The organism is Pseudomonas sp. SWI44, assembly GCF_002947915.1.
GTDB classification, from domain to species: domain Bacteria; phylum Pseudomonadota; class Gammaproteobacteria; order Pseudomonadales; family Pseudomonadaceae; genus Aquipseudomonas; species Aquipseudomonas taiwanensis.
Genome location: NZ_CP026674.1, coordinates 1,244,859 through 1,264,843, shown reverse-complemented (window position 1 = coordinate 1,264,843; position 19,985 = coordinate 1,244,859). Strand labels below are relative to the sequence as shown.

Sequence of the window (19,985 nt, the reverse complement as noted above, 5' to 3'; positions counted from 1 at the left end):
TGCTCAGTTGGCCAGCAGGTAGCCGCTGCGCACCACCTGTTCCCCCGCGACATGGGCGATAACCATGCCGGCGGTTGCCATACGCCGCACACTGCGGGCGTACAGCAGCCCCGGCTGACTGTTGCGGATCGGCGTGACCCGGTCATTGAGCGGGTCGATGACTTCTGCGATCAATTGGCCCGCTTGCACATGCTCTCCCGGTTTGGCGTGGTACACCAGTAGCCCGCCCAGCGGGGTGTGTACCGGTTCAACGGCCGCCAGGGGAGTGGCCGGGCGGGGCAAGGCCGGCAGCGGCGCGCAGGCACCTTCGACAACCCCTTTGTAGGTCAGGTAGTCGAGAATGGCCTGGCAATCCTTGCTGGCCAGTTCATGGCTGACGTCGGCTTGCCCGCGCAATTCGACGGTGACCGAGCAATTGCCCAGTGGAATCGGATAGCGCTTGCCGAAGCGTTGTTGCAATTGCCACCAGACCAGGCTGAAGCATTCATCGAATGACTGGCCCCCGGAGTCGGTTGCCAGCAGGCTGGCCTGCGCTCCCAGGTAACGGGCCAGAGGCTCGACCTGCGGCCAGGCTTCCGGGGTGGTGTACAGATGTTCGACCGCTTCGAAGTCGCAATGCAGGTCCAGCACCAGATCGGCATCGCAGGCCAGGCGCTGCAGGGTCAGTCGCAATGACTGCAGGGGCGTTTGCGCCGGATGTGCGTCCAAACCCCGGCGCAGGTATTCGCGGATCAGCGCGACATTGTGCGCAGGATCCTGGCTCAGGTGTTGTTCGACCTGGTCGCCGATGCTGTCCGACAGGTCGACGAACTTGCGGTTGAAATTCTCGCCACTTTGCAGCTCGAAGCGCCCCAGCGGGGCGTCCAGCAGCACCTGTTCCAGGCCGACCGGGTTGGCCACCGGCACCAGAATGATCTCGCTGCGCAGGCGGCCTTGCTGTTCCAGTTCGGCCAGCCGACGCTTGAGGTGCCAGGCCACCAACATGCCCGGCAGCTCGTCGGCATGCAGCGAGGCCTGGATATACACCTTGGTGCTACCGCGGGGGCCGAAGTGGAAACTGTGCAACTGGCGAGTGATCCCCGGCACCGGGGAAAGCAGGTCATGGGTCGAGTGGTGCATGGTGGTCCTGGCTACGTGGCGAAAACGGTCTGCGACACGGGTCGGCACAAAAATAGAAGCATAAACTGCGCGGTTGCGCCTGTCCTGGACGCCACCGCGTGATCCATCTACTTGCCAGGGACCAGCGTCAGACGTTGGTTGCCGTACACCCGGGCGAAGTTCTGCGGTTGCATTGGCAGGCTGGTGAATCGACCTTTGAACCAAGCGTCCAGGCCGTCACTGTAATGCCTGCTGGCCGGGTTGCCGGATTGCCCATTGCTGGTCAGCACCTGCAGCGGTTCGGCCTGGCCAAAGTCGACGATCAGGCGGGCAGACGCCGGAAGCCGGGTATCGAAGTCGTTACCCCAGGCGTAAGGCGTCAGCGCCAAGGTGCTGAAGTCGCCTCCGGCGGCCAGCGGCGGGCGGCTGAGAGCATCGCCCAGGCCATGGTAGGCCGTGCCTGGCCAGCGATACTGGTGCAGTTTGCCCCACTGCCAGGCGCGACGGTCCGCACCCAGTTGCGCTATACCGGCATCCACCGCCGCCGCCAGGCTGCGCGCGAGAATGGCCGGTTTGTCTTCTTTTTGCGGGGTGTTGCGATCGTCCCAGAACGGGCTGTCTTCGCGTCCCAAGAGGTGATCGGCCTGGGCCGAGTAAGACAACCGCGCATTGCCGACGAAGGCGTGCCAGACGGCGCTGGATTCCGGGCCGAGGTCGTCGAGGAAGGTCTGCCGGGCAGCTTCCTGAAGGAACAGTTCATACAGCGCCGCATCGGCCGATACCGGGCTCAGGCGGCCATCGAATGCCTTGAGCCGCGCCAGGGCATCGCGGGCTTTCTCGCGCTGACCAGCGGGCAGGGCGTCGATGGCCTGCTTGAGTGGTTGGGCCATGCCTGGCGCGTCGAACATCTGCTTGAGCTTGTCGGCCAGCAGCGTGACCTGGTCGTTTTGCAGCGCCATCAGGCTGCGGCTGTCATGGCGACCATTGCCGGCCAGCTGAGCGAGGCGTTCGGCGCGCTCTGGGTAATACCAGGTGTTGGACAGTTGCATGCCATAACCGCGTGGCTGACTGCGCTGGTTGGCGTGGCCAAGCCAGCCGGCGGGTGGGTCCTGGTCGTAGGGGTGCAGCATCGGATCGGCGAAGCCGTCCCAGTCGTAGCGTCCGTCCCAGCCGGGCGATGGCAGCAGGCCCTGACCTTCGCGGCGGTTCGGGTATCGACCGCTGACCTGCCAGCCGATGTGCTCCGCTTCGGCGAAGACGAAGTTCAGAGCGACGGCTGTGACCTCGCGGGTGTTGTCGAAGGCGCGTTCCACCGAAGGCGCGCGGGTCAGGTCGAACAGCGCGTCGAGACTGCGGTCGCCCTTGAGCTGTGGCAGATTCAATGCCAAGCCCAGCGTGGCGTTGCCAGGTTGGGCGAGCAGGGTACCGTGGCGGGTGTCATACATGATTTCGCGCAGCGGGCGTTGGCCACGGACGAAGAAGGTTTCGCTGCGCGCGCGGGCAGCTTGCCACTTGCCATCGGCCAGGTAGTTCAGTTGGTTGCCCTGGCGGCGCAGCTGCTCTATGTACAGGTCCTGGTTGTCGGCCATGACCGCGCTGCTGCTCCAGGCCAGTTTGCCGTTGTAGCCTGCCAGCACGATGGGCAGGCCGGGCAGCGACAGGCCGGCGACTTGATACTTGCCAGTGTGGATCTGCACTGGGGTCAATGCCCAGGCTGCGCGGCTATCGCTGGCCAGCAGGCTCTTGCCACTGCGGCTGCGTTGCGGCCCCAGGGCCAGGTTGGCCGAGCCTGGGCTGCCGAGCAAGTCAAGGTCGGCAAGCTTTTGACTGGCCGCGGTCAGGGGCGCCAGGCCCGGTAGCTGACTGGAAATGTTCAGGCCTTTGAGCTTGTCGAGTTCGGCCTCGGCCAATGGTTCGTCCGCAGCGCCAGGCAACAGCCAGTGCAGCTTGTCGTTGCCGACCTTCTGCGCCAGGGTCAGGGCGCTCAGTTCTTCCTGCAGGTTCACGGACTGGCTGAAGGCGTACAGGCTGAAGATCAGGGCTGAGTCTTCGGGTTTCCAGTACTCCGGCCGGTAGCCGCTGTTGGCCAGGTTGGCAGGAAGTTTGTCGCGGTAGCGGAAAAGATAGGCATTGACCCCGCGTGCATAGACTTCGAAGAAGCGTTTCAGACGTGGTGAGGCGTCTGCATACAGTTGGGCCGAGCTTTGCTTGAGGTTGGCGGCCCGCATCAGGCGGTCGATGTCCAGCGCATCGCTGCCGGCCAGTTCGGCAAGGCGGCCTTGGGCGAGCAGGCGCATGGCCAGCATCTGTTCGATGCGATCGCCAGCGTGAAGGTAGCCCAGGCTGAACAGTGCGTCGTGGAAGTTGCTGCTTTCGATCAGTGGCGCGCCCATGGCGTTGCGTCGAACCGTGACATTCTGTGCCAAGCCTTTGAGCGGCTGGACGCCAGTGGTCGGTGGGACACTGTCTTGGTAGCCGCCCATCTGGCAACCGGCGAGTCCGAGCATGCCGAGCAGCGTGGCAGCCATCGTGAGCCGCGGGCGGAAGGGTGGAAAGGCGGGGGCGGCCATGACAAGGCTCCTGCTAGGTATGGCGGGGGGTTGGAAGGCGCTTAAGGTAGCATGCCGGTAGATTTTTCAGCGGGTTCGAGATCGAAAGGTGCCGGCGCGACGCATCGCGAGCAAGGCGCGCTCCTACAATCCCTTCGCACCTCGTTCACGGTCGAATGACTGTAGTGCGCGCCTCGCTCGCGATGCCGCCGTTCTAGGCGGCGCTAGAAAACCCAAGACCTGCTCGGTACTTCACGCACCGTGGCACTTCTTGAACTTCTTCTGGCTACCGCATGGGCATGGGTCGTTGCGACCGACGTCCTTGAGCGCATTGCGCACCGGCTCCTGGTGGCCATGGTTGCAGTGCGGACCGTGTACATGGCCGTGATCGTGGTCATGATGATCGTGACCGTGGTTGCAGTCCGGGCCATGAACATGGGGTTGTTGAGTCATTGCAGGGTTACTCCGGTTTGAGATCGCCGGGCATTATCTCACCACTGCGCGACAAGTGCAGGCTTCGGAAGATGAGCAGCCCGGTATTGAGCTCGCCCTGCAGGGTGTAATGCAGCGGCTCACCACTCTTGAGCAGCTTGGACAAGGGTTTGAGGTGTTCCCACAGGTTGGTGCGAGCCGTGATCTTGAAGGTCCGCCGGGCATGGCCGCCGACGCTGCGCCACAAACTGGCCTCATCTTCTACCAGCAGCAAGTTGTTGAGCCGCACCGAGTAATCGAGGTTGCGGATGAACAGGCGGCTGTCATTCGGGTTGTCGATGCGCACATGCAGCACGAACTCCTGTTGAAGCAACCTGGCCTTCACGGTCTCGACCTTGACCAGATGCACTTGAGGATCGCGCCAATCGCTGCGCCACCAGCCGGCACAGCCCGCCAGCAACATCAGCAACGCACTGAGTACGGACAGGCGGGCCAGGGCGAGCATGTTCAGCTACCCACGTAACTAGCGCAGCATTTCTTGAATTTCTGCCCGCTGGCGCAGGGGCAGGGGTCGTTGCGTCCGGCCTTGAGCCCGACGGTCGGGTCGATGAAGTACCACCGTCCGTCATGCTGTACGAACGCCGAACGCTCGCGATGCTGGTGGTCACCCTCCTGGTCGTGCCAGCGCGCCGTGAAGGTGACGAAGCCGTGCTCGGGCTGGCCACCCAATACCTCGGCACTTTCCACCTCCAGACCCAGCCAGGTGCTCTGAGCGCTCCAGGCAGCCATGGCCGTGCGGTCCAGGCCCGCCTGCTGGGCAGGCAGGGTGGTGGCCACCAGGTAGTCGATCAGGCCCAGCACATAGGCGCTGTAGCGCGAACGCATCAGCGTCTGTGCATCCGGCGCCGGGGTGCCGGCATGGTAATGCCCGCAGCAGGCATCGAGCAGGTTGCCGCTGCCGCAAGGGCAAACCGAGACACTCATCATCACCACCAGTACTTGCCAAAGTTTTCAGGGTTGGCCCAGAACTTGGCGTTGAGCCAGTCGGGGACCTGCTTGTAGTCATGTAGATCATAGGTGAACAGGCTCAATACCTGTTCATCGCGGCGGAATTTCTCGCTTGCCGACAGCGCCAAGGCAAAGAAGTCGGTGTCTTGCCAGCCACATACCGACAGGTCGGCCAGCACTGCCACTCGACTGGCATTGAGGTTGCGAATACCGCCCAGCAACTCCAGACCGACACGCTTGGGCAGGTGCTCCAGGCAGTCCACCAGCACAGCCAGGTCGAAACGTTGGGCCGCAAGTTCGGCAGGTAGCGGGCCGGCGGCAGCGGTTTCTATCCGTACCTGGGGATGCGCCTGGGCAAAGGCCTCCAAGGCCGGGAAACGCGTGCCGACCAGCAGCAGACGTTGCGGGGTGAAGCGCTCTAGCAGGGCCGCCAGGGCTTGTTGCGGGGTGCGTTGGGAAAAACCGTCGGTCATTGCCAATCCTCATTCTGGTCGTCCAAGACTAGCGGGCTGTCGGCTGTGGGCAAAGAGGCATGTGGCCGCGTCGTGGCTTATCGCTGGCAGGGATGGATTGCGCGGTCTTTACTCCCAAGGATCGGCCATATGCCGATTCCCCCTAGGAGACGCAACAAAATGAGCATAGTACGCACAGCGATACCCCTGGTACTGCTCACCAGTGTGTTGACTGGTTGTGCAGGTTTGCAGAAAACCGACTGGCCGAAGTGTGCTGCCGTCGGGGGCGTGGGCGGCGCCGCTTTGGGCGCCATAGAAAGCTCCAGCTGGGCTGGCTGGGGCGCGTTGGTGGGCGGTACCATGGCGGCCGGCTATTGCTGGGTTCATGGCGATGGTGACGAAGATGGCGATGGTGTGCCGGATAGCCGCGACAAATGTCCAGGCACGCCGCGCGGCGTGCAGGTCGATGCCAATGGTTGCCCACCTGAACCGGCTCCGGTGGTGCAGGAGGCTGTGGTCCAGAAAGAAGAAGTCATCGTCATTCGCGATGTACGCTTCGAGTTCGACTCCGCTCGCCTGACGACAGCGGACAAAGAGCGACTCAATACCATCGCCGCGCGGCTGAAGCAGGAAGCGCCGAGCGCTCGGCTGAGTGTCACTGGCCACACCGACAGCGTAGGCTCGGACAGCTACAACCAGAAATTGTCCGAGCGTCGTGCTCACTCGGTGACGGATTACCTGGTCGAGCAAGGCGTACCGCGCAGCAGCTTCGTCTCTGTGGTTGGTGCCGGCGAGACCCAGCCGGTGGCCGATAATGCCACGGCCGATGGCCGCGCCATGAACCGTCGCACTGAGATCAAGATCCAGCGTTGACAGCCAGCGCCCGCGTCTTGAGAAGTGGCGCGGGCGCGTCTTTACTCCTGTGTAGCCGGTTGCGGCCAATGACACAGGAGCATTCACCATGAGTGTTATGTCGAAGGCGGCACTGCCGCTGTTGCTGGCATCGAGCCTGCTCGCAGGCTGCGCTACGCACAGTGATGGCAGTGCGCCGCTCAATCAAAGGACTTGGCCTGTCTGCAGCCTGCTGGGTGGCTTGGCAGGCGGTGGTCTGGGGGCGATCGAGAGCTCTGGCTGGGCCGCGGGAGGTGGAGCCCTGGGCGCAATCGCCGGAGGCCTGATCTGCTATGCCCAGGATGGCGACGAGGATGAAGACGGCGTGTTCGATCGCCGCGACCGCTGCCCCGATACCCCGGCGAACACGCCCGTCAACCACATGGGTTGCCCATTACCGCAGTATCCAGCGTCCGCTCCGGCCAGCGAAGCTGCGCCCACGCCCGAGGTGATCACCCTGGATGATCAGGGGCAGGTCATGTTCGCTTTCGACTCCGCCGAGCTCACCAGCGCCGCCCAACAGCGCCTGCAAAGCCTGGTGCCCCGGCTCAACGAACCGGCGGTGAACCGCATCAAGGTGGTTGGCCATACCGACAGCGTGGGTGCGGACAGCTACAACCAGGCATTGTCCGAGCGCCGCGCCAGCAGCGTGGCCGAATACCTGATTGGCCAGGGTGTTGCACCCGCCAAAGTCACCAGCCAGGGCAGTGGAGAAAGTGAACCGGTGACTGAGAACGACACCGAGGAGGGACGCGCGCTCAACAGACGGGTGGAACTGCACCTCAATTGATGCCGCTGGCGCAAACCTTGGCATTGACGCTACTGTTAGCTGCGCAGCCCGCTCGAACGGGATGCGACGGCATAACAATAAATAAGTAGGGGCGGGTATGAAATTCATCCTGGGCCTTGGCAAGGCCCTGACGGTCCTTTTCTGGTGGGTGGTGTTGTTCAATCTGTTGAAGCCGCAACCGCTGCCACTCAATTTGCTGATCAACGCAGTCGGCATCACGTTGCTGACCCTGCATTTCCTTGAAATGCTGTTCTTCAATGGCAGCCTGCGCGGGCGTAGCCATCGCTGGTTCGACCGTCTGCAGATTCTGCTGACGGGTATCTTCCATGTCATGTCCATTCCGCGTCCGCAGGAGGCACCGCGCCATGCATAAATTGATGTTGCTGGCCGCATTGGTCGCTCCCCTGGCCCAGGCCGAAAGCCTGCAAGTCGCTGCCAACTCCATGTTGCGTCTGCCGAACAAGTCGGCAACCGTGCACCTGGAGCGCGTGCAACTGGCCAACTCGGCCACCTTGATGCTGCCCGCGTCGCTGAAAGCATTGAACATCGATCAATTGGAACTGGGGCGCGATGCCCGGATCGCCATCGCCCCATCGGAAAGCCCACTGCTGATTCAGGCGCGCGCCGCTCGATTGGAGGAAGGCAGCGAATTCAGCGCTACAGGGGCGGCCGGCACCTATGAACGGGCCGCCCGCGCCGGTCGCAACCTGGATTTGAGACTCGATGCGATCACGGCTGAACGTCTGGCCATCGACGCCCGAGGCGGTGCTGGTGCGCCGGGGTACGTCGGCTTGGATGGCGCCAATGGTCAGGCTGGTGGCTGCACCTGGGGGCAGGCCACCCGGGGGGGCAATGGCGATGACGGCGGCAATGGCCATGACGGCGCGCCGGGAGGGCGAATCCGCCTGAGCGTCCCGCAGAGCTTCCCGCAGGAGCGCATCGTGGTCCGCCTCGATGGCGGCGCACCCGGTAAACCCGGGGCTGCCGGCAAGGCCGGCAAAGGCGGGGCGAGCAAGGGCTGCCTGGTCTACCGCACCGATGCCGGGGCCAATGGTCGTCCAGGGCAGCCAGGGCAACCTGGCCTGGCAGGGGCCACTGGTGAGCTGATTCTGCAGCCGCTGTGATCTAGGCTCTCAGGACGTTTCATGCAGGCCCTAACGGCATGGCCGTGGCCGCTCTGCGTCTACAGCACCAGACGCGAGCTGGCCACCGCCACCACCGCCAGGCCCAGCAGCAGGTTGATCCCCACCATCCGGCGAATCCGCGCCAGTACCGCAGCGCCTGTCGACCAATCCTCGTCCTGCACGGCAGTCCTGAGCTCTGGCAGCAGCAGCGCCTGGATACGCATGAACAAGGCGAACATGGCAATGCCACCGCCGATCATCACATGCACGTAGCGCGGTGCGGTTTCGAAACCGTTGAAGCGCATGTGCAACATGCCGATACCACTTATCGCCAAAATGGCTACGGCCAGCCAGACCCATCCGAAGAAACGTCGGAAAACTTCCACCCACAAGCGCAGGCGGGCAGGCCCTTCAAGGGTCGCAACCGTGGCCGGGCGGAGCACCAGCCAGGCGAAGAACATGCCACCGACCCAGACCAGGGCCGCTAGAACGTGCAGTGTGTAGGGCAAGGCAAAGGCTAGCATCCGGATCTCCATGCGGCACAAAGGGCAATAGCGGGGTATGATAGCCGCCCCATGCGAAACACTGAAAATATATCCAGCCCTCCGGGCGCTTGCAGACCATGATCAGCAACGAACTCAAAGCCACCATCCAGGGCGCCTACTCGCGTTTTCTCGAAGCCAAGAGCCTGAAGCCGCGCTATGGCCAGCGTCTGATGATTGCCGAAGTGGCCAAAGTGCTCGGCGATATCGCCTGCGACGACGAAGGCCGTCGGGCGGGCGAGCCTGCCGTGGTGGCGGTGGAGGCCGGTACCGGTACTGGCAAGACGGTGGCCTACAGCCTGGCGGCGATTCCGGCAGCCAAGGCGGCCGGCAAACGCCTGGTGATCGCCACCGCAACGGTTGCACTGCAGGAGCAGATCGTGTTCAAGGACCTGCCCGACCTGATGCGCAGCAGCGGCCTGAACTTCAGCTTCGCCCTGGCCAAGGGGCGAGGCCGCTACCTGTGCCTGTCCAAGCTCGATGTACTGCTGCAGGAGGGCCATGCGCAATCGGCCACTGCCCAGTTGTTCGAGGAGGAGGGTTTTCATATCGAGGTCGACGAGCGTAGCCAGAAGCTGTTCAACAGCATGATCGAAAAGCTCGCCGGCAACCGCTGGGACGGCGATCGCGACAGTTGGCCCGAGGCACTGGAGGACCAGGACTGGGCCCGCCTGACCACCGATCACAGCCAGTGCACCGGTCGTCATTGTCCGAACTTCCAGCAGTGCGTGTTCTACAAGGCGCGGGAAGGCATGGGCAAGGTCGATGTCATCGTCACCAACCACGACATGGTCCTGGCTGACCTGGCTTTGGGCGGCGGTGCGGTGTTGCCCGACCCTCGCGACACCGTCTACGTCTTCGATGAAGGCCACCATCTTCCGGACAAGGCCATCGGCCACTTCGCCCATTATTCGCGGTTGCGCTCGACCGCCGACTGGCTGGAGCAGACGGCCAAGAACCTGACCAAGCTGCTGGCTCAACACCCGCTGCCGGGCGATCTGGGTAAGCTGATCGAGCAGGTGCCAGAGCTGGCGCGGGAAATCCGCACGCAACAGCAGTTCATGTTCACCCTGTGCGAGCAGGTCGCCGACTTCCGTCCCAGCGAGGACACGGAGGGCCGCGAACGCCCACGTTATCGGTTCGAAGGTGGCGTGGTTCCCGAGGCGATCCGCGAAGCGGGAATCGAGCTGAAAAAAGGGTTCGCCCGCCTCAACGACCTGTTCACACGCCTGGCCGACTTGCTCAAGGAAGGTATGGACGGCGAGGTCAACATCGGTATCGCCAGCCATCAGGCCGAAGAGTGGTACCCCTTGTTCGGCAGCCTGGTGACCCGCGCCCAAGGCAACTGGGAGCTGTGGACCGCCTTTACCGCCGAAGACCCTGAAGACAGCCCGCCGATGGCCCGCTGGCTGACCTTGGCCGAAAGTGGTGCGCTATTCGACATCGAGGTCAATGCCAGCCCCATCCTGGCCGCCGAGATGCTGCGCCGCAGCCTTTGGAACGTGGCCCACGGCGCCCTGGTGACCTCCGCAACCCTCACGGCCCTTGGCAAGTTCGACCGCTTCCGCATGCGCTCGGGGTTGCCCCGCGATGCCGTGACCTGCGTCGTGCCCAGCCCGTTCGTGCACGGTGATGCCGGCTTGCTGCGGGTGCCGGACCTGGGCGCCGACCCGCGTGACGCCACGGCACACACGGCGGCGATCATCCGCGAACTGCCGGGCATCGTCGAGGATGCCCGCGGCGCCCTGGTGTTGTTCTCCTCGCGCAAGCAGATGCAAGACGTATTCGATGGCCTGGACCGTGACTGGCGCAAGCTGGTGCTGATCCAGGGCAACTTGTCCAAGCAGGAAACCCTCAACAAACACAAGGCGCGGGTCGACGATGGCCAGCACAGCGTGCTCTTCGGCCTCGCCAGTTTCGCCGAGGGCGTCGACCTGCCCGGTGCCTACTGCGAGCATGTGGTTATCGCCAAGATCCCCTTCGCGGTGCCCGACGATCCGGTCGAGGCGGCATTGGCCGAGTGGATCGAAGCCCGTGGCGGTAATCCGTTCATGGAAATCGCCGTGCCCGATGCTTCATTGCGCCTCATCCAGGCCTGCGGTCGCTTGTTGCGTACAGAGCAGGATCGCGGCGTCATCACCTTGCTTGACCGGCGTCTGGTCACCCAGCGCTACGGCAAGGCTATTCTCAATGCGCTGCCGCCATTCCGGCGGGAGATTTCGTAACGGCCGGAGCACGATGCACCGGCTCGTTGTCCATTACCCGGACGTGGGCTCATGAGGGCCCTGAAGGAGAGCCCCAGCCCTATGATCCGCCACACCCTGCCCGCCATTCTCACCCTGTTGTTCAGCACGCCGCTGCTGGCCGGACAACAGACGCTTTTCAGCTTCGTGCGCCCGGCCTCGGTGGTCAACGTGGTGACCGACGATGCCAGCATGCCCCAGTACAACGCGGAGCAAACGGCCGAAGGCGAAGTCTTGCGGCGGGTGGTGTTCAACCCGGTGGCGCGCCCGACGCTGCGCCTGAGCCCACAAAGCGGTGTCTGGGACTGGTCCGCCGGTCGGTTCCTGACCCTGCGCCTGCAAAGCGCAATGGACTGGGCGCTGACCGTGGATGTCACCGTACAGGGCGCTGATGGCCGCACGTTGACCAGCCGTATCGACCTGCCTGCCGGGCCGGCGCAGACCGTCATGATGCCGCTGAAGGCGAGCTCGCCCCTGAACCAGGGCATGCGTGCTGGCCCGCCAATGCCTTGGACCCATGAAGGGCAGCGTCTGCTGCTGGCCAGCAGTGCCGGGGAAGTCGACCTCAAGCAGGTGGTGTCGGTCAGCCTGAGCATTCCCGGCCCCAAGGTTGCGCAGAACTTGCTGATCGAGAAAGTCGGCCTGCAGGATGACGACAAGGCGTACCAGGCCGCTTATCGCGAGCTGATCGATGCGTATGGCCAATCCACCCGGGCTCGCTGGCCGGAGAAAATCGTCGATGACGAACAGCTCAAGGTGGCCGATCAGCGGGAGCGGCAGCAGCTCAAAGGGTGGCTGGCCGAGCGCCAGAAGCAGCCATTGGACAACTACGGCGGTTTGCTGGCCGGTCCGGCCTTCGAAGCCAAGGGGTTCTTCCGCACCGAGAAACGAGCCGGACGCTGGTACCTGGTGACTCCCGATGGCCACCCGTTCTTCTCGCTGGGCGTCAATACGGTGGCTGCCGATGGCGGGCGCACCTATGTCGCGGGGCGCGAAACCATGTTCAAGGCATTACCGGCCGAGGGCGAGCCCCTGGCGGCTTTTTATGGCGAAGGGAACAATGACGATGGCAATGCCTCGTCGCAAGGTCGCGGCTTCAAGAAGGGGCGCTGGTTCGACTTCTATGCCGCCAACCTGCAGCGCACCTACGGCCAGCCGTGCGGTGCCGGTGCAGCCGACCAGCCCCCGGTGGGCTGCCCGCAGCCAGTGCTGGATGCCGCGCGCTGGCAGGCCCATACGCTGGACCGGTTGCAGGCCTGGGGTTTCAACACGCTGGGCAACTGGAGCGACCCTGCGCTGGCCCAGGTCAAGCGCATGCCTTACACCCTGCCGCTGTCGATCATCGGCGACTACGCCAGCATCAGTACCGGCATGGACTGGTGGGGGCGCATGCCCGACCCCTTCGACCCGCGCTTTGCCATGGCCACCGAGCGCGCCGTGGCCATTGCCGCCCGAGACCATCGTGACGACCCTTGGCTGATTGGCTATTTCGCCGATAACGAGCTCGCCTGGGCTGCCCCGGGAGACGATCCCAAAGCCCGTTACGGTCTGGCCTACGGTACCCTGCGGCTGACCACCGACGTGCCGGCCAAGCGTGCTTTCCTCAAGCAATTGCGGGACAAGTACCGCAACCAGGAAGGGCTGTCAAAGGCCTGGGGCATTGACTTGCAAGCCTGGGAGCTGATGGAAGACCCAGGTTTCGAGGCGCCATTGCCCAGCCCTGAGTACCCTGAAATCGAGCGCGATTACCAGCACTTCCAGCAGGTATTCGCCGATACCTACTTCAAGACCATTTCCGATGCCTTGAAATGGCACGCGCCCAATCACCTGCTGCTGGGCGGGCGCTATGCCGTGAGCACGCCAGAGGCAGTCAAGGCATGCGTCGAGTTCTGCGATGTGCTGAGCTTCAACTTCTATACCCTCAAGCCTGAAGATGGCTATGACTTCGCCCGCCTGGCCGAATTGGACAAGCCTGTGCTCGTATCTGAGTTCCAGTTCGGCTCCCGCGACCGCGGCCCCTTCTGGCCGGGGCCGGTGGAAGTGGCGCGTGAAGAGGACCGTGGACCGGCCTATGGCACCTTCCTCAAGGCGGCGATGGCACAACCGATGATCGTCGGTGCGCATTGGTTCCAGTACCTCGACCAGCCGGCCAGTGGTCGACTGCTCGATGGCGAGAACGGGCATCTGGGGCTGGTCGCGATCACCGACGTGCCTTATTCGTCGTTCGTCGAGTCGGTGCGCCAGAGCAATTGGCAGATTCTTGGGCAGTTTCGCAGCGGGCTGGAGAAGCCTGTATCGGCGACCACCGGGCCATAGCCAGTTTGCAAAACCTCCAACTACTGAAACAATGCACGCCTTTGACAGCAAGGTCGTACGGAGAACAGGCGGGTGCAGATCCAGGGTCACTATGAGCTGAAGTTCGAGGCAGTGCGGGAAGCATTCGCCGCGTTGTTCGATGATCCCCAGGAGCGCGGCGCTGCGCTGTGCATCCAGGTGGGCGGGGAAACCGTGGTCGACCTGTGGGCGGGCAGCGCCGACAAGGACGGCCAGCAGGCCTGGCATAGCGACACCATTGCCAACCTGTTCTCCTGCACCAAGACCTTCACCGCGGTCACCGCATTGCAGTTGGTGGGGGAGGGCAAGCTTGCCCTGGATGCTCCGGTTTGCCGTTATTGGCCTGAATTCGCCCAGGCGGGCAAGGAATCCGTCACCCTGCGTCAGTTGCTCAGCCACCGTGCTGGTTTGCCGGCCATCCGCGAGCTGCTGCCTGCCGAGGCCCTGTACGACTGGCAAACCATGGTGGATGCCCTGGCAGCAGAGGCACCCTGGTGGACACCGGGCACCGAGCATGGTTACGCCGCCATTACCTTTGGTTGGCTGATCGGCGAGCTCATTCGTCGGGCCGACGGCCGTGGTCCAGGCGAGTCGATCGTTGCCCGCACCGCCCGGCCGCTGGGGCTTGATTTCCATGTCGGCCTGGCCGACGAAGAGTTTCATCGCGTGGCGCATATTGCCCGTGGCAAAGGCAACGCCGGTGACGCCGCCGCCCAACGCTTGCTGCAGGTCACCCTGCGTGAACCAGAAGCGCTGAGCACCCGCGCATTCACCAACCCGCCTGCGATCCTCACCAGCACCAACAAGCCCGAATGGCGGCGCATGCAGCAGCCTGCGGCCAATGGCCATGGCAATGCACGGAGCCTGGCGGGTTTCTATGCCGGCCTGCTGGACGGCAGCCTGCTCGAATCCGAACTGCTCGATGAGCTGACCCGCGAACACAGTTTCGGCCAGGATCGCACCCTGTTGACCCAGACGCGGTTCGGCCTTGGCTGCATGCTCGACCAGCCCGACGTTGCCAATGCCACCTTCGGGCTCGGGGCGCGTGCTTTTGGGCACCCGGGAGCCGGCGGTTCCGTCGGATTTGCCGACCCGGAACATGACGTTGCGTTCGGTTTCGTGGTCAATACCCTGGGTCCATACGTGCTGATGGACCCCCGTGCGCAGAAGTTGGTCAGGGTGCTCGGCAGTTGCCTTTGATCGGGTTGTGCGGGTATTGCACGGTCCCTTTGACTATCCTGAATGCCAACGCCTGAAACGCGTGAGCAAAATTTCTTTTAATTTCATGGTGTATCGCTGATGTCTTCACATAAAACCTTAGCACTCGCCCTGTGCCTGACCGCTGTCACGGGCTGTGCCAGCCATTCCCAGGACGCCTCGAAGGACAGTGGCCATAGCTGGTGGCCCTTCGGTTCGGACAAGGTGGCCGAGCAGGAAGTGAAGGCAGCCGTCACCGATAAAGTGGCCAAGGCCGACGCCAAGTCCGAAAGTGCCAGCCGCTGGTGGTGGCCATTCGGTGGTGACGACAAGCAAGCCAAGGCGTCCGCCGTACCGAAGATCGATCAGAAGGCTACCCAGGCCTGGCTGGACGAGTACGAGCCGAAGGTGCGTGAAGCGATCAAGGGCAGCAAGCTGGAACTGGAGCGCCGTGAGGATGTGCTGGCTGTGACCATTCCGGTGGATGGTTCCTACAACCCTGACCGACCTAACATGTTGCTGCCAATCACCTTGGGCCCTATCACCCGGGTGGCCAAGACGGTCGAGGGCGATACCAAGTCGGCCGTGCTGGTACTGGGTCATGCCGACAACAGTGGTGCAGCCGCTGCCAACCAGAAGCTCAGCCTGGAGCGCGCTGCCTCGGTGTCGGCGATCTTCCGCCTCAGCGGCCTGCAGCGTGACCGCCTGACCCTCAAGGGCATGGGGTCGGTCATGCCGCGCGCCGCCAACGACAGTGCCGAAGGCCGCGCCCTCAACCGCCGTGTGGAAATGCTGCTGACGCCACAGAACACCATGGTTGCGCTGTTGGCCAAGTACCAGCAAGCCGCCCCGGCACAGAGCCCGGCGTCCCTGGTCGCTGTGCAGGACGCCAAGCCAGCCGCTGCCAAGGCCACTGACACCAAACCTGCTGCCAAGACCGCGGCGAAAAAGCCGGCGGCCAAGGCCAAGGCACCTGCAAAGGCACCCGCCAAGGCTACTGCCAAGAAGAAAGCCGCGCCGGCCAAGCCCGTCGCCAAGAAAACCACGGTCGACAAGAAAGTCGCCGCCAACAGCCCTGCGAAGACCAACTGATCGTCAAGGAAACGCAGCCATGACCCAATCCCTGGCCGATATGCGTCGCGACTACACCCGTGATGGCCTGGCCGAAGCCCAGGCACCGGCTGAGCCGTTCGCCCTGTTCCACCAGTGGTTTGCCGACGCGGTGAAGACCGAGCAGCCGCCAGTGGAGGCCAATGCCCTGACTCTGGCCACCGTCGATGGCGAGGGGCGGCCTCATTGCCGCGTTTTGCTGCTCAAGGGCCTCGATGAGCGCGGTTTCACCTTCTTCACCAACTACGACAGCGCCAAGGGCCAGCAACTGCTGGCCAATCCCTTCGCCGCCATGACGTTCTTCTGGCCGGCGCTGGAGCGTCAGGTGCGCATCGAAGGTCGGGTCGAGAAGGTCACGGCCAAGGAGTCGGACGACTACTTCCAAGTGCGTCCGCTGGGCAGCCGCCTGGGAGCGTGGGCTTCCCCGCAGAGTCGGGTGATTGCCGGGCGTGAAGAGTTGGAGGGCCTGGTCAAGGCGACCGAGGCACGGTTCTCCGACACCCAGCCACATTGCCCGGAGCACTGGGGGGGGTATCGCCTGTTGCCGGAGCGCATTGAATTCTGGCAGGGCCGTGCGAGCCGGTTGCACGATCGCCTGAACTACCGTCTGGTCGATGGCCAGTGGCTGCGCGAGCGCCTGGCTCCCTGATAGCGTAGGGGCCGCTGCGCGGCCCTTTCGCGTCACGAGGCTGCTCCTGCATGTACCCTGCAGATCGTGTGGGGGCTGGCTTGCCGGCGACGATGCCAGTCAGTTCCCTCGATATTCTTGCGCCTCGCGCGCCAACCAGGCCGCCAACGCCTTGCCCTTGAGCTTCTGCGCCTGGGCCCGTTCGAGGCTCCGCAGCATGAATTCACGCTTTTTGGGGTCCGTTCCCGCCAGTGCCAACGCCAGGTCCCGGTCCATCCAGCGGTGCATGCGTACATACAGCCAGCCGTGGAAGTACAGCCCCGCGAGCGTGGTTACAACGACGATGAAGTAATCCATGGCTATCCTTGGTCTGACTTCAAAAGCCTGCAAAACAGCCGGTTGTGGCTGTACCAGAGCTGAATAAAAGCAATTTTGTTACCTATGTATCGTGACAGCCGTCAAGGCACAGCGTCTAATGGACACCTGACTTATGGAGACTGTACCCATGCGTAAATCTGTTTTGCTGGTGGCGACCTTCACCACCATGTCGCTGTTGCTCGGTGGCTGTGCCTCGAGCCTGACAGGCGACAGCTATTCCCGTGATGAAGCCCGTCGCGTGCAGACCGTGCGCATGGGTACCATCGAATCCCTGCGTCCGGTGAAAATCGAAGGCACCAAGACCCCGATCGGCGGCGGCGCTGGCGCCATCGTCGGTGGTGTCGCCGGTAGTGCCGTTGGTGGTGGCCGTGGCAGCATCGTCGCTGCCGTCATCGGTGCGGTCGCTGGTGGTTTGGCAGGTTCGGCCGCTGAAGAAGGCCTCACCCGTACCCAAGGTGTGGAAATCACCGTACGCGAGGACGACGGCAGCATGCGTGCTTATGTCCAGGCCGTGCAACAGAACGAAATCTTCCGCGTCGGTGATCGCGTGCGCATCATGACCGTCGACGGTACCAGCCGCGTCACCCACTGATCGTAGACGCGACACGAAAAACCCCGAACGGGCATGGCCGGTTCGGGGTTTTTTGTTGGGCGGCGCTAGCGCTATCGCCGGCAAGCCGGCTCTTACAGGCCGAGCATGTCCCGGGCCACTGCCTCGGCGATGCGAATGCCATCGACACCCGCCGACAGGATGCCCCCCGCGTAGCCGGCACCTTCGCCTGCCGGGAACAGCCCCTTTAGGTTCAGGCTCTGGTAATCCGCGCCACGCGTGATGCGCAATGGCGACGAGGTGCGGGTCTCGATACCGGTCAGCACTGCATCGTGCAGGTTGTACCCCTTGATCTGGCGGTCGAACGCGGGAAGGGCTTCGCGGATGGCCTCGATGGCGAAGTCTGGCAGGCTAGGGGCCAGATCGCCGAGGGTGACACCCGGCTTGTAGGATGGCTCGACGCTGCCCAGCGCAGTGGAAGGACGCCCTGCAACGAAGTCGCCCACCAGCTGTGCCGGGGCCTGGTAATTGCTGCCGCCCATCACGTAGGCATGGGCTTCCAGGCGTTCTTGCAACTCGATACCCGCCAGCGGGCCGCCCGGATAGTCGCGCTCCGGGTCAATGCCGACGACAATGCCGGAGTTGGCGTTGCGCTCGTTACGCGAGTACTGGCTCATGCCGTTGGTGACCACACGTCCCGGTTCGCTGGTCGCGGCAACCACGGTGCCGCCCGGGCACATGCAGAAGCTGTAGACCGAGCGACCGTTCTTGGCGTGGTGCACCAGCTTGTAGTCGGCTGCGCCCAGTTTCGGGTGGCCGGCGTACTTGCCCAGCCGCGCTTTGTCGATCAGCGTCTGCGGGTGCTCGATGCGGAAACCAATGGAGAATGGCTTGGCCTCCATGTACACGCCCTTGGCGTGCAGCATCCGGAAGGTGTCGCGGGCACTGTGTCCCAGTGCCAGCACCACATGCCGTGAGTGCAGCTGTTCGCCGTTTTCCAGCACCACACCTGTCAGTTGGCCATCCTCGATCAGCAGGTCGGTGACTTTCTGCTGGAAACGCACCTCGGCACCCAGGGCGATCATGTCCTGGCGCATCTGCTCGACCATGCCGGTCAGGCGGAAGGTACCGATGTGTGGCTTGTTGATGTAGAGGATCTCTTCCGGTGCGCCAGCCTTGACGAACTCTTCCAGCACCTTGCGGCCGTGGTGGTTCGGGTCCTTGATCTGGCTGTACAGCTTGCCGTCGGAGAAGGTGCCGGCGCCGCCTTCGCCGAACTGCACATTGGACTCTGGGTTGAGCACGCTTTTGCGCCACAGGCCCCAGGTGTCCTTGGTACGCTGACGTACTTCCTTGCCGCGTTCGAGGATGATCGGCTTGAAGCCCATCTGCGCCAGCAGCAGGCCGGCAAAGATACCGCACGGGCCGAAACCGACCACGATGGGGCGCTCCTGGAGGCCGGTCGGGGCCTGGCCGACGAACTTGTAGGTAACGTCGGGGGCTACGCCGATGTTGTGGTCGTCGGCGAACTTGCTGAGCAGTTCGGCTTCGTTGCTGGTTTCCAGGTCGATGGTGTAGATGAACAGCATTTCGCTGTTCTTCTTGCGCGCATCGTAGCTGCGTTTGAACAGGGTGAAACCGAGCAGTTGCTCGTCCTCGATGCCCAGGCGCTGGACGATGGCCTCGCGCAGGGCTTCGTCGGGGTGGTCCAGGGGCAGCTTAAGTTCGGTGATTCGTAGCATGGCAGGGTCCAGTATCCCGGCCATGGCGGCCGGCGGCTTTACACAAACCGCCAAGTATAAGCTGTTAGCCGCCCTGACTGGCAGGATAAAAGTGCCCGGCGATCAGTTGTCCCGTGCACCGCCATAGTAGCCGCAGCCTTTGAGGGTCTGGCCGTCGATGTGCAATTCGGCGCGCAAGTGCTGCACGGCGCCGGTGGCCGTATCGACGCAGCGCTGTGGGGCAACCCACAACTCGACGTGCTTGCCGTTGGCTTCGCTGGTCAGGGTCAGGCCGCCGCCGGGCACTTCCTCTTCAAGGAAAGGCAGTGGCAGTGGGTCCTGGCCGACACGGTTGAGCACCATGCCCTTGCCGCTGGCTTTGATGTCCCAGCCCGGCTCGTGGCCGCTGGCACGCAGGGTCAGTTGCTTGAAGTTGGGGTCTTCGCAGGCGCGGGTGGAACCTTCCAGGCGGTACAGTCGGCGTACTTCGAGTTGGCCGTCGTTGTTCGCCTGCTTGCTGCCGGTCAGGCGGCCACGCACATCGGCGAAGAGTTTGTCGTTGGCATCGTCGGCCAGGTTGGCGGCTTCCTGCAGGATACCGGTACCGCCGACGTCGCTGATCACGAAGCGACGGCTCTCACCGCAAGGCTTGAAGAACAACTGGCCGCCACCGGCGCTCAGCTCGCCCTGCATGCGCGTGGTACCGATGTTCGGGTCGCTTGGTTGATGGGCCATGAGCTGGCAGCCGGCGAACAAAGGCAGCAGGCTGGCAAGCAGCAGGGCGGGGGTTATGCGCATGGGGCTGGCTCCGGGAATCTTGCATCAGGAGCTGGCCACGGTACTCAGGCCAAGGGATGTGCACAAGGGGGCTGTGCGATCGCGCTAGCGCTTTAGCAGCCGGCTTGCCGGCGCAAGGCACGCCATGGCGGACTCATCCT

General features: G+C 63.6%; 20 protein-coding genes. 10 read left to right on the top strand and 10 right to left on the bottom strand.

The window, feature by feature from the left end:
- Window positions 1-3: 3 nt before the first annotated feature.
- The 6 genes from C4Q26_RS06140 to C4Q26_RS06115 form a co-directional block, all read right to left on the bottom strand.
- Complete coding sequence (locus C4Q26_RS06140; protein ID WP_104882103.1) at window positions 4-1,119, bottom strand: succinylglutamate desuccinylase/aspartoacylase family protein; 1,116 nt, start codon at window positions 1,117-1,119, stop codon at window positions 4-6.
- Window positions 1,120-1,226: 107 nt separating this feature from the next.
- Window positions 1,227-3,668 carry a penicillin acylase family protein gene (locus C4Q26_RS06135; protein WP_027907480.1) on the bottom strand — a complete coding sequence of 814 codons (2,442 nt, stop codon included), beginning with the start codon at window positions 3,666-3,668 and terminating at the stop codon, window positions 1,227-1,229.
- Between the two features lie 231 nt (window positions 3,669-3,899).
- Window positions 3,900-4,100, bottom strand: coding sequence for an SEC-C metal-binding domain-containing protein (locus tag C4Q26_RS06130; protein ID WP_023379046.1), 201 nt, complete (start codon window positions 4,098-4,100; stop codon window positions 3,900-3,902).
- A gap of 7 nt (window positions 4,101-4,107) precedes the next feature.
- Window positions 4,108-4,584 (bottom strand): LEA type 2 family protein, encoded by a 477-nt coding sequence (locus C4Q26_RS06125; RefSeq protein ID WP_023379047.1) that lies wholly within the window; start codon window positions 4,582-4,584, stop codon window positions 4,108-4,110.
- Window positions 4,585-4,586: 2 nt separating this feature from the next.
- Window positions 4,587-5,063 (bottom strand): YchJ family protein, encoded by a 477-nt coding sequence (locus tag C4Q26_RS06120; protein WP_027907481.1) that lies wholly within the window; start codon window positions 5,061-5,063, stop codon window positions 4,587-4,589.
- Window positions 5,064-5,065: 2 nt separating this feature from the next.
- Complete coding sequence (locus C4Q26_RS06115) at window positions 5,066-5,560, bottom strand: DUF6231 family protein (RefSeq protein WP_027907482.1); 495 nt, start codon at window positions 5,558-5,560, stop codon at window positions 5,066-5,068.
- Between the two features lie 159 nt (window positions 5,561-5,719).
- Between C4Q26_RS06115 and C4Q26_RS06110 the strand changes: the two genes are divergently transcribed.
- The 4 genes from C4Q26_RS06110 (at window position 5,720) to C4Q26_RS06095 (ending at window position 8,344) form a co-directional block, all read left to right on the top strand.
- Window positions 5,720-6,412, top strand: coding sequence for an OmpA family protein (locus C4Q26_RS06110; protein WP_023379059.1), 693 nt, complete (start codon window positions 5,720-5,722; stop codon window positions 6,410-6,412).
- 88 nt (window positions 6,413-6,500) lie between these two features.
- Window positions 6,501-7,220, top strand: coding sequence for an OmpA family protein (locus C4Q26_RS06105; RefSeq protein ID WP_041925440.1), 720 nt, complete (start codon window positions 6,501-6,503; stop codon window positions 7,218-7,220).
- A 97-nt stretch (window positions 7,221-7,317) separates the two neighbouring features.
- Window positions 7,318-7,593, top strand: coding sequence for a DUF1145 domain-containing protein (locus tag C4Q26_RS06100; RefSeq protein WP_023379061.1), 276 nt, complete (start codon window positions 7,318-7,320; stop codon window positions 7,591-7,593).
- Window positions 7,586-8,344 carry a hypothetical protein gene (locus C4Q26_RS06095; protein WP_104882889.1) on the top strand — a complete coding sequence of 253 codons (759 nt, stop codon included), beginning with the start codon at window positions 7,586-7,588 and terminating at the stop codon, window positions 8,342-8,344. Before C4Q26_RS06100 ends, C4Q26_RS06095 begins: the two co-directional genes overlap by 8 nt.
- Window positions 8,345-8,403: 59 nt before the next feature.
- On the opposite strand, the gene C4Q26_RS06090 is transcribed toward C4Q26_RS06095, so the two are convergent.
- Window positions 8,404-8,868 carry a CopD family protein gene (locus C4Q26_RS06090; protein WP_023379063.1) on the bottom strand — a complete coding sequence of 155 codons (465 nt, stop codon included), beginning with the start codon at window positions 8,866-8,868 and terminating at the stop codon, window positions 8,404-8,406.
- 98 nt (window positions 8,869-8,966) lie between these two features.
- Between C4Q26_RS06090 and dinG the strand changes: the two genes are divergently transcribed.
- The 5 genes from dinG (at window position 8,967) to pdxH (ending at window position 16,419) form a co-directional block, all read left to right on the top strand.
- On the top strand, window positions 8,967-11,111 hold the full coding sequence (gene dinG / locus C4Q26_RS06085; protein ID WP_023379064.1) for an ATP-dependent DNA helicase DinG: 2,145 nt from the start codon (window positions 8,967-8,969) through the stop codon (window positions 11,109-11,111).
- Between the two features lie 81 nt (window positions 11,112-11,192).
- Window positions 11,193-13,445, top strand: coding sequence for a beta-galactosidase (locus C4Q26_RS06080; RefSeq protein ID WP_104882101.1), 2,253 nt, complete (start codon window positions 11,193-11,195; stop codon window positions 13,443-13,445).
- A gap of 72 nt (window positions 13,446-13,517) precedes the next feature.
- Window positions 13,518-14,663: an EstA family serine hydrolase gene (locus C4Q26_RS06075; protein ID WP_023379067.1), complete on the top strand. Its 1,146-nt coding sequence runs from the start codon at window positions 13,518-13,520 to the stop codon at window positions 14,661-14,663.
- Between the two features lie 99 nt (window positions 14,664-14,762).
- A complete protein-coding gene (locus C4Q26_RS06070; protein WP_023379069.1) occupies window positions 14,763-15,752 on the top strand; it encodes an OmpA family protein in 990 nt (329 codons plus the stop codon).
- A gap of 19 nt (window positions 15,753-15,771) precedes the next feature.
- Window positions 15,772-16,419, top strand: coding sequence for a pyridoxamine 5'-phosphate oxidase (gene pdxH / locus C4Q26_RS06065; RefSeq protein ID WP_023379070.1), 648 nt, complete (start codon window positions 15,772-15,774; stop codon window positions 16,417-16,419).
- Window positions 16,420-16,518: 99 nt separating this feature from the next.
- Here the strand turns inward: pdxH and C4Q26_RS06060 are convergent, their stop codons facing one another.
- Entirely contained in the window at window positions 16,519-16,755 is a 237-nt protein-coding gene (locus C4Q26_RS06060) for a hypothetical protein (protein ID WP_023379072.1), read from the bottom strand.
- Window positions 16,756-16,903: 148 nt separating this feature from the next.
- Here C4Q26_RS06060 and C4Q26_RS06055 point away from each other — a divergent pair, with 148 nt between their 5' ends.
- Window positions 16,904-17,368, top strand: coding sequence for a glycine zipper 2TM domain-containing protein (locus C4Q26_RS06055; protein ID WP_023379073.1), 465 nt, complete (start codon window positions 16,904-16,906; stop codon window positions 17,366-17,368).
- 92 nt (window positions 17,369-17,460) lie between these two features.
- Here the strand turns inward: C4Q26_RS06055 and C4Q26_RS06050 are convergent, their stop codons facing one another.
- Both C4Q26_RS06050 and C4Q26_RS06045 read right to left on the bottom strand, forming a co-directional pair.
- Entirely contained in the window at window positions 17,461-19,068 is a 1,608-nt protein-coding gene (locus C4Q26_RS06050) for an NAD(P)/FAD-dependent oxidoreductase (RefSeq protein ID WP_023379075.1), read from the bottom strand.
- A 102-nt stretch (window positions 19,069-19,170) separates the two neighbouring features.
- A complete protein-coding gene (locus C4Q26_RS06045) occupies window positions 19,171-19,845 on the bottom strand; it encodes a COG3650 family protein (protein WP_104882888.1) in 675 nt (224 codons plus the stop codon).
- Window positions 19,846-19,985 lie beyond the last annotated feature (140 nt).

Bases quoted from the DNA above. Each gene is read 5' to 3' on its own strand.
- C4Q26_RS06140 (WP_104882103.1), bottom strand. From the start codon at position 1,119: ATGCACCACTCGACCCATGACCTGCTTTCCCCGGTGCCGGGGATCACT.
- C4Q26_RS06135 (WP_027907480.1), bottom strand. From the start codon at position 3,668: ATGGCCGCCCCCGCCTTTCCACCCTTCCGCCCGCGGCTCACGATGGCT.
- C4Q26_RS06130 (WP_023379046.1), bottom strand. From the start codon at position 4,100: ATGACTCAACAACCCCATGTTCATGGCCCGGACTGCAACCACGGTCAC.
- C4Q26_RS06125 (WP_023379047.1), bottom strand. From the start codon at position 4,584: ATGCTCGCCCTGGCCCGCCTGTCCGTACTCAGTGCGTTGCTGATGTTG.
- C4Q26_RS06120 (WP_027907481.1), bottom strand. From the start codon at position 5,063: ATGAGTGTCTCGGTTTGCCCTTGCGGCAGCGGCAACCTGCTCGATGCC.
- C4Q26_RS06115 (WP_027907482.1), bottom strand. From the start codon at position 5,560: ATGACCGACGGTTTTTCCCAACGCACCCCGCAACAAGCCCTGGCGGCC.
- C4Q26_RS06110 (WP_023379059.1), top strand. From the start codon at position 5,720: ATGAGCATAGTACGCACAGCGATACCCCTGGTACTGCTCACCAGTGTG.
- C4Q26_RS06105 (WP_041925440.1), top strand. From the start codon at position 6,501: ATGAGTGTTATGTCGAAGGCGGCACTGCCGCTGTTGCTGGCATCGAGC.
- C4Q26_RS06100 (WP_023379061.1), top strand. From the start codon at position 7,318: ATGAAATTCATCCTGGGCCTTGGCAAGGCCCTGACGGTCCTTTTCTGG.
- C4Q26_RS06095 (WP_104882889.1), top strand. From the start codon at position 7,586: ATGCATAAATTGATGTTGCTGGCCGCATTGGTCGCTCCCCTGGCCCAG.
- C4Q26_RS06090 (WP_023379063.1), bottom strand. From the start codon at position 8,868: ATGCTAGCCTTTGCCTTGCCCTACACACTGCACGTTCTAGCGGCCCTG.
- dinG (WP_023379064.1), top strand. From the start codon at position 8,967: ATGATCAGCAACGAACTCAAAGCCACCATCCAGGGCGCCTACTCGCGT.
- C4Q26_RS06080 (WP_104882101.1), top strand. From the start codon at position 11,193: ATGATCCGCCACACCCTGCCCGCCATTCTCACCCTGTTGTTCAGCACG.
- C4Q26_RS06070 (WP_023379069.1), top strand. From the start codon at position 14,763: ATGTCTTCACATAAAACCTTAGCACTCGCCCTGTGCCTGACCGCTGTC.
- pdxH (WP_023379070.1), top strand. From the start codon at position 15,772: ATGACCCAATCCCTGGCCGATATGCGTCGCGACTACACCCGTGATGGC.
- C4Q26_RS06060 (WP_023379072.1), bottom strand. From the start codon at position 16,755: ATGGATTACTTCATCGTCGTTGTAACCACGCTCGCGGGGCTGTACTTC.
- C4Q26_RS06055 (WP_023379073.1), top strand. From the start codon at position 16,904: ATGCGTAAATCTGTTTTGCTGGTGGCGACCTTCACCACCATGTCGCTG.
- C4Q26_RS06050 (WP_023379075.1), bottom strand. From the start codon at position 19,068: ATGCTACGAATCACCGAACTTAAGCTGCCCCTGGACCACCCCGACGAA.
- C4Q26_RS06045 (WP_104882888.1), bottom strand. From the start codon at position 19,845: ATGCGCATAACCCCCGCCCTGCTGCTTGCCAGCCTGCTGCCTTTGTTC.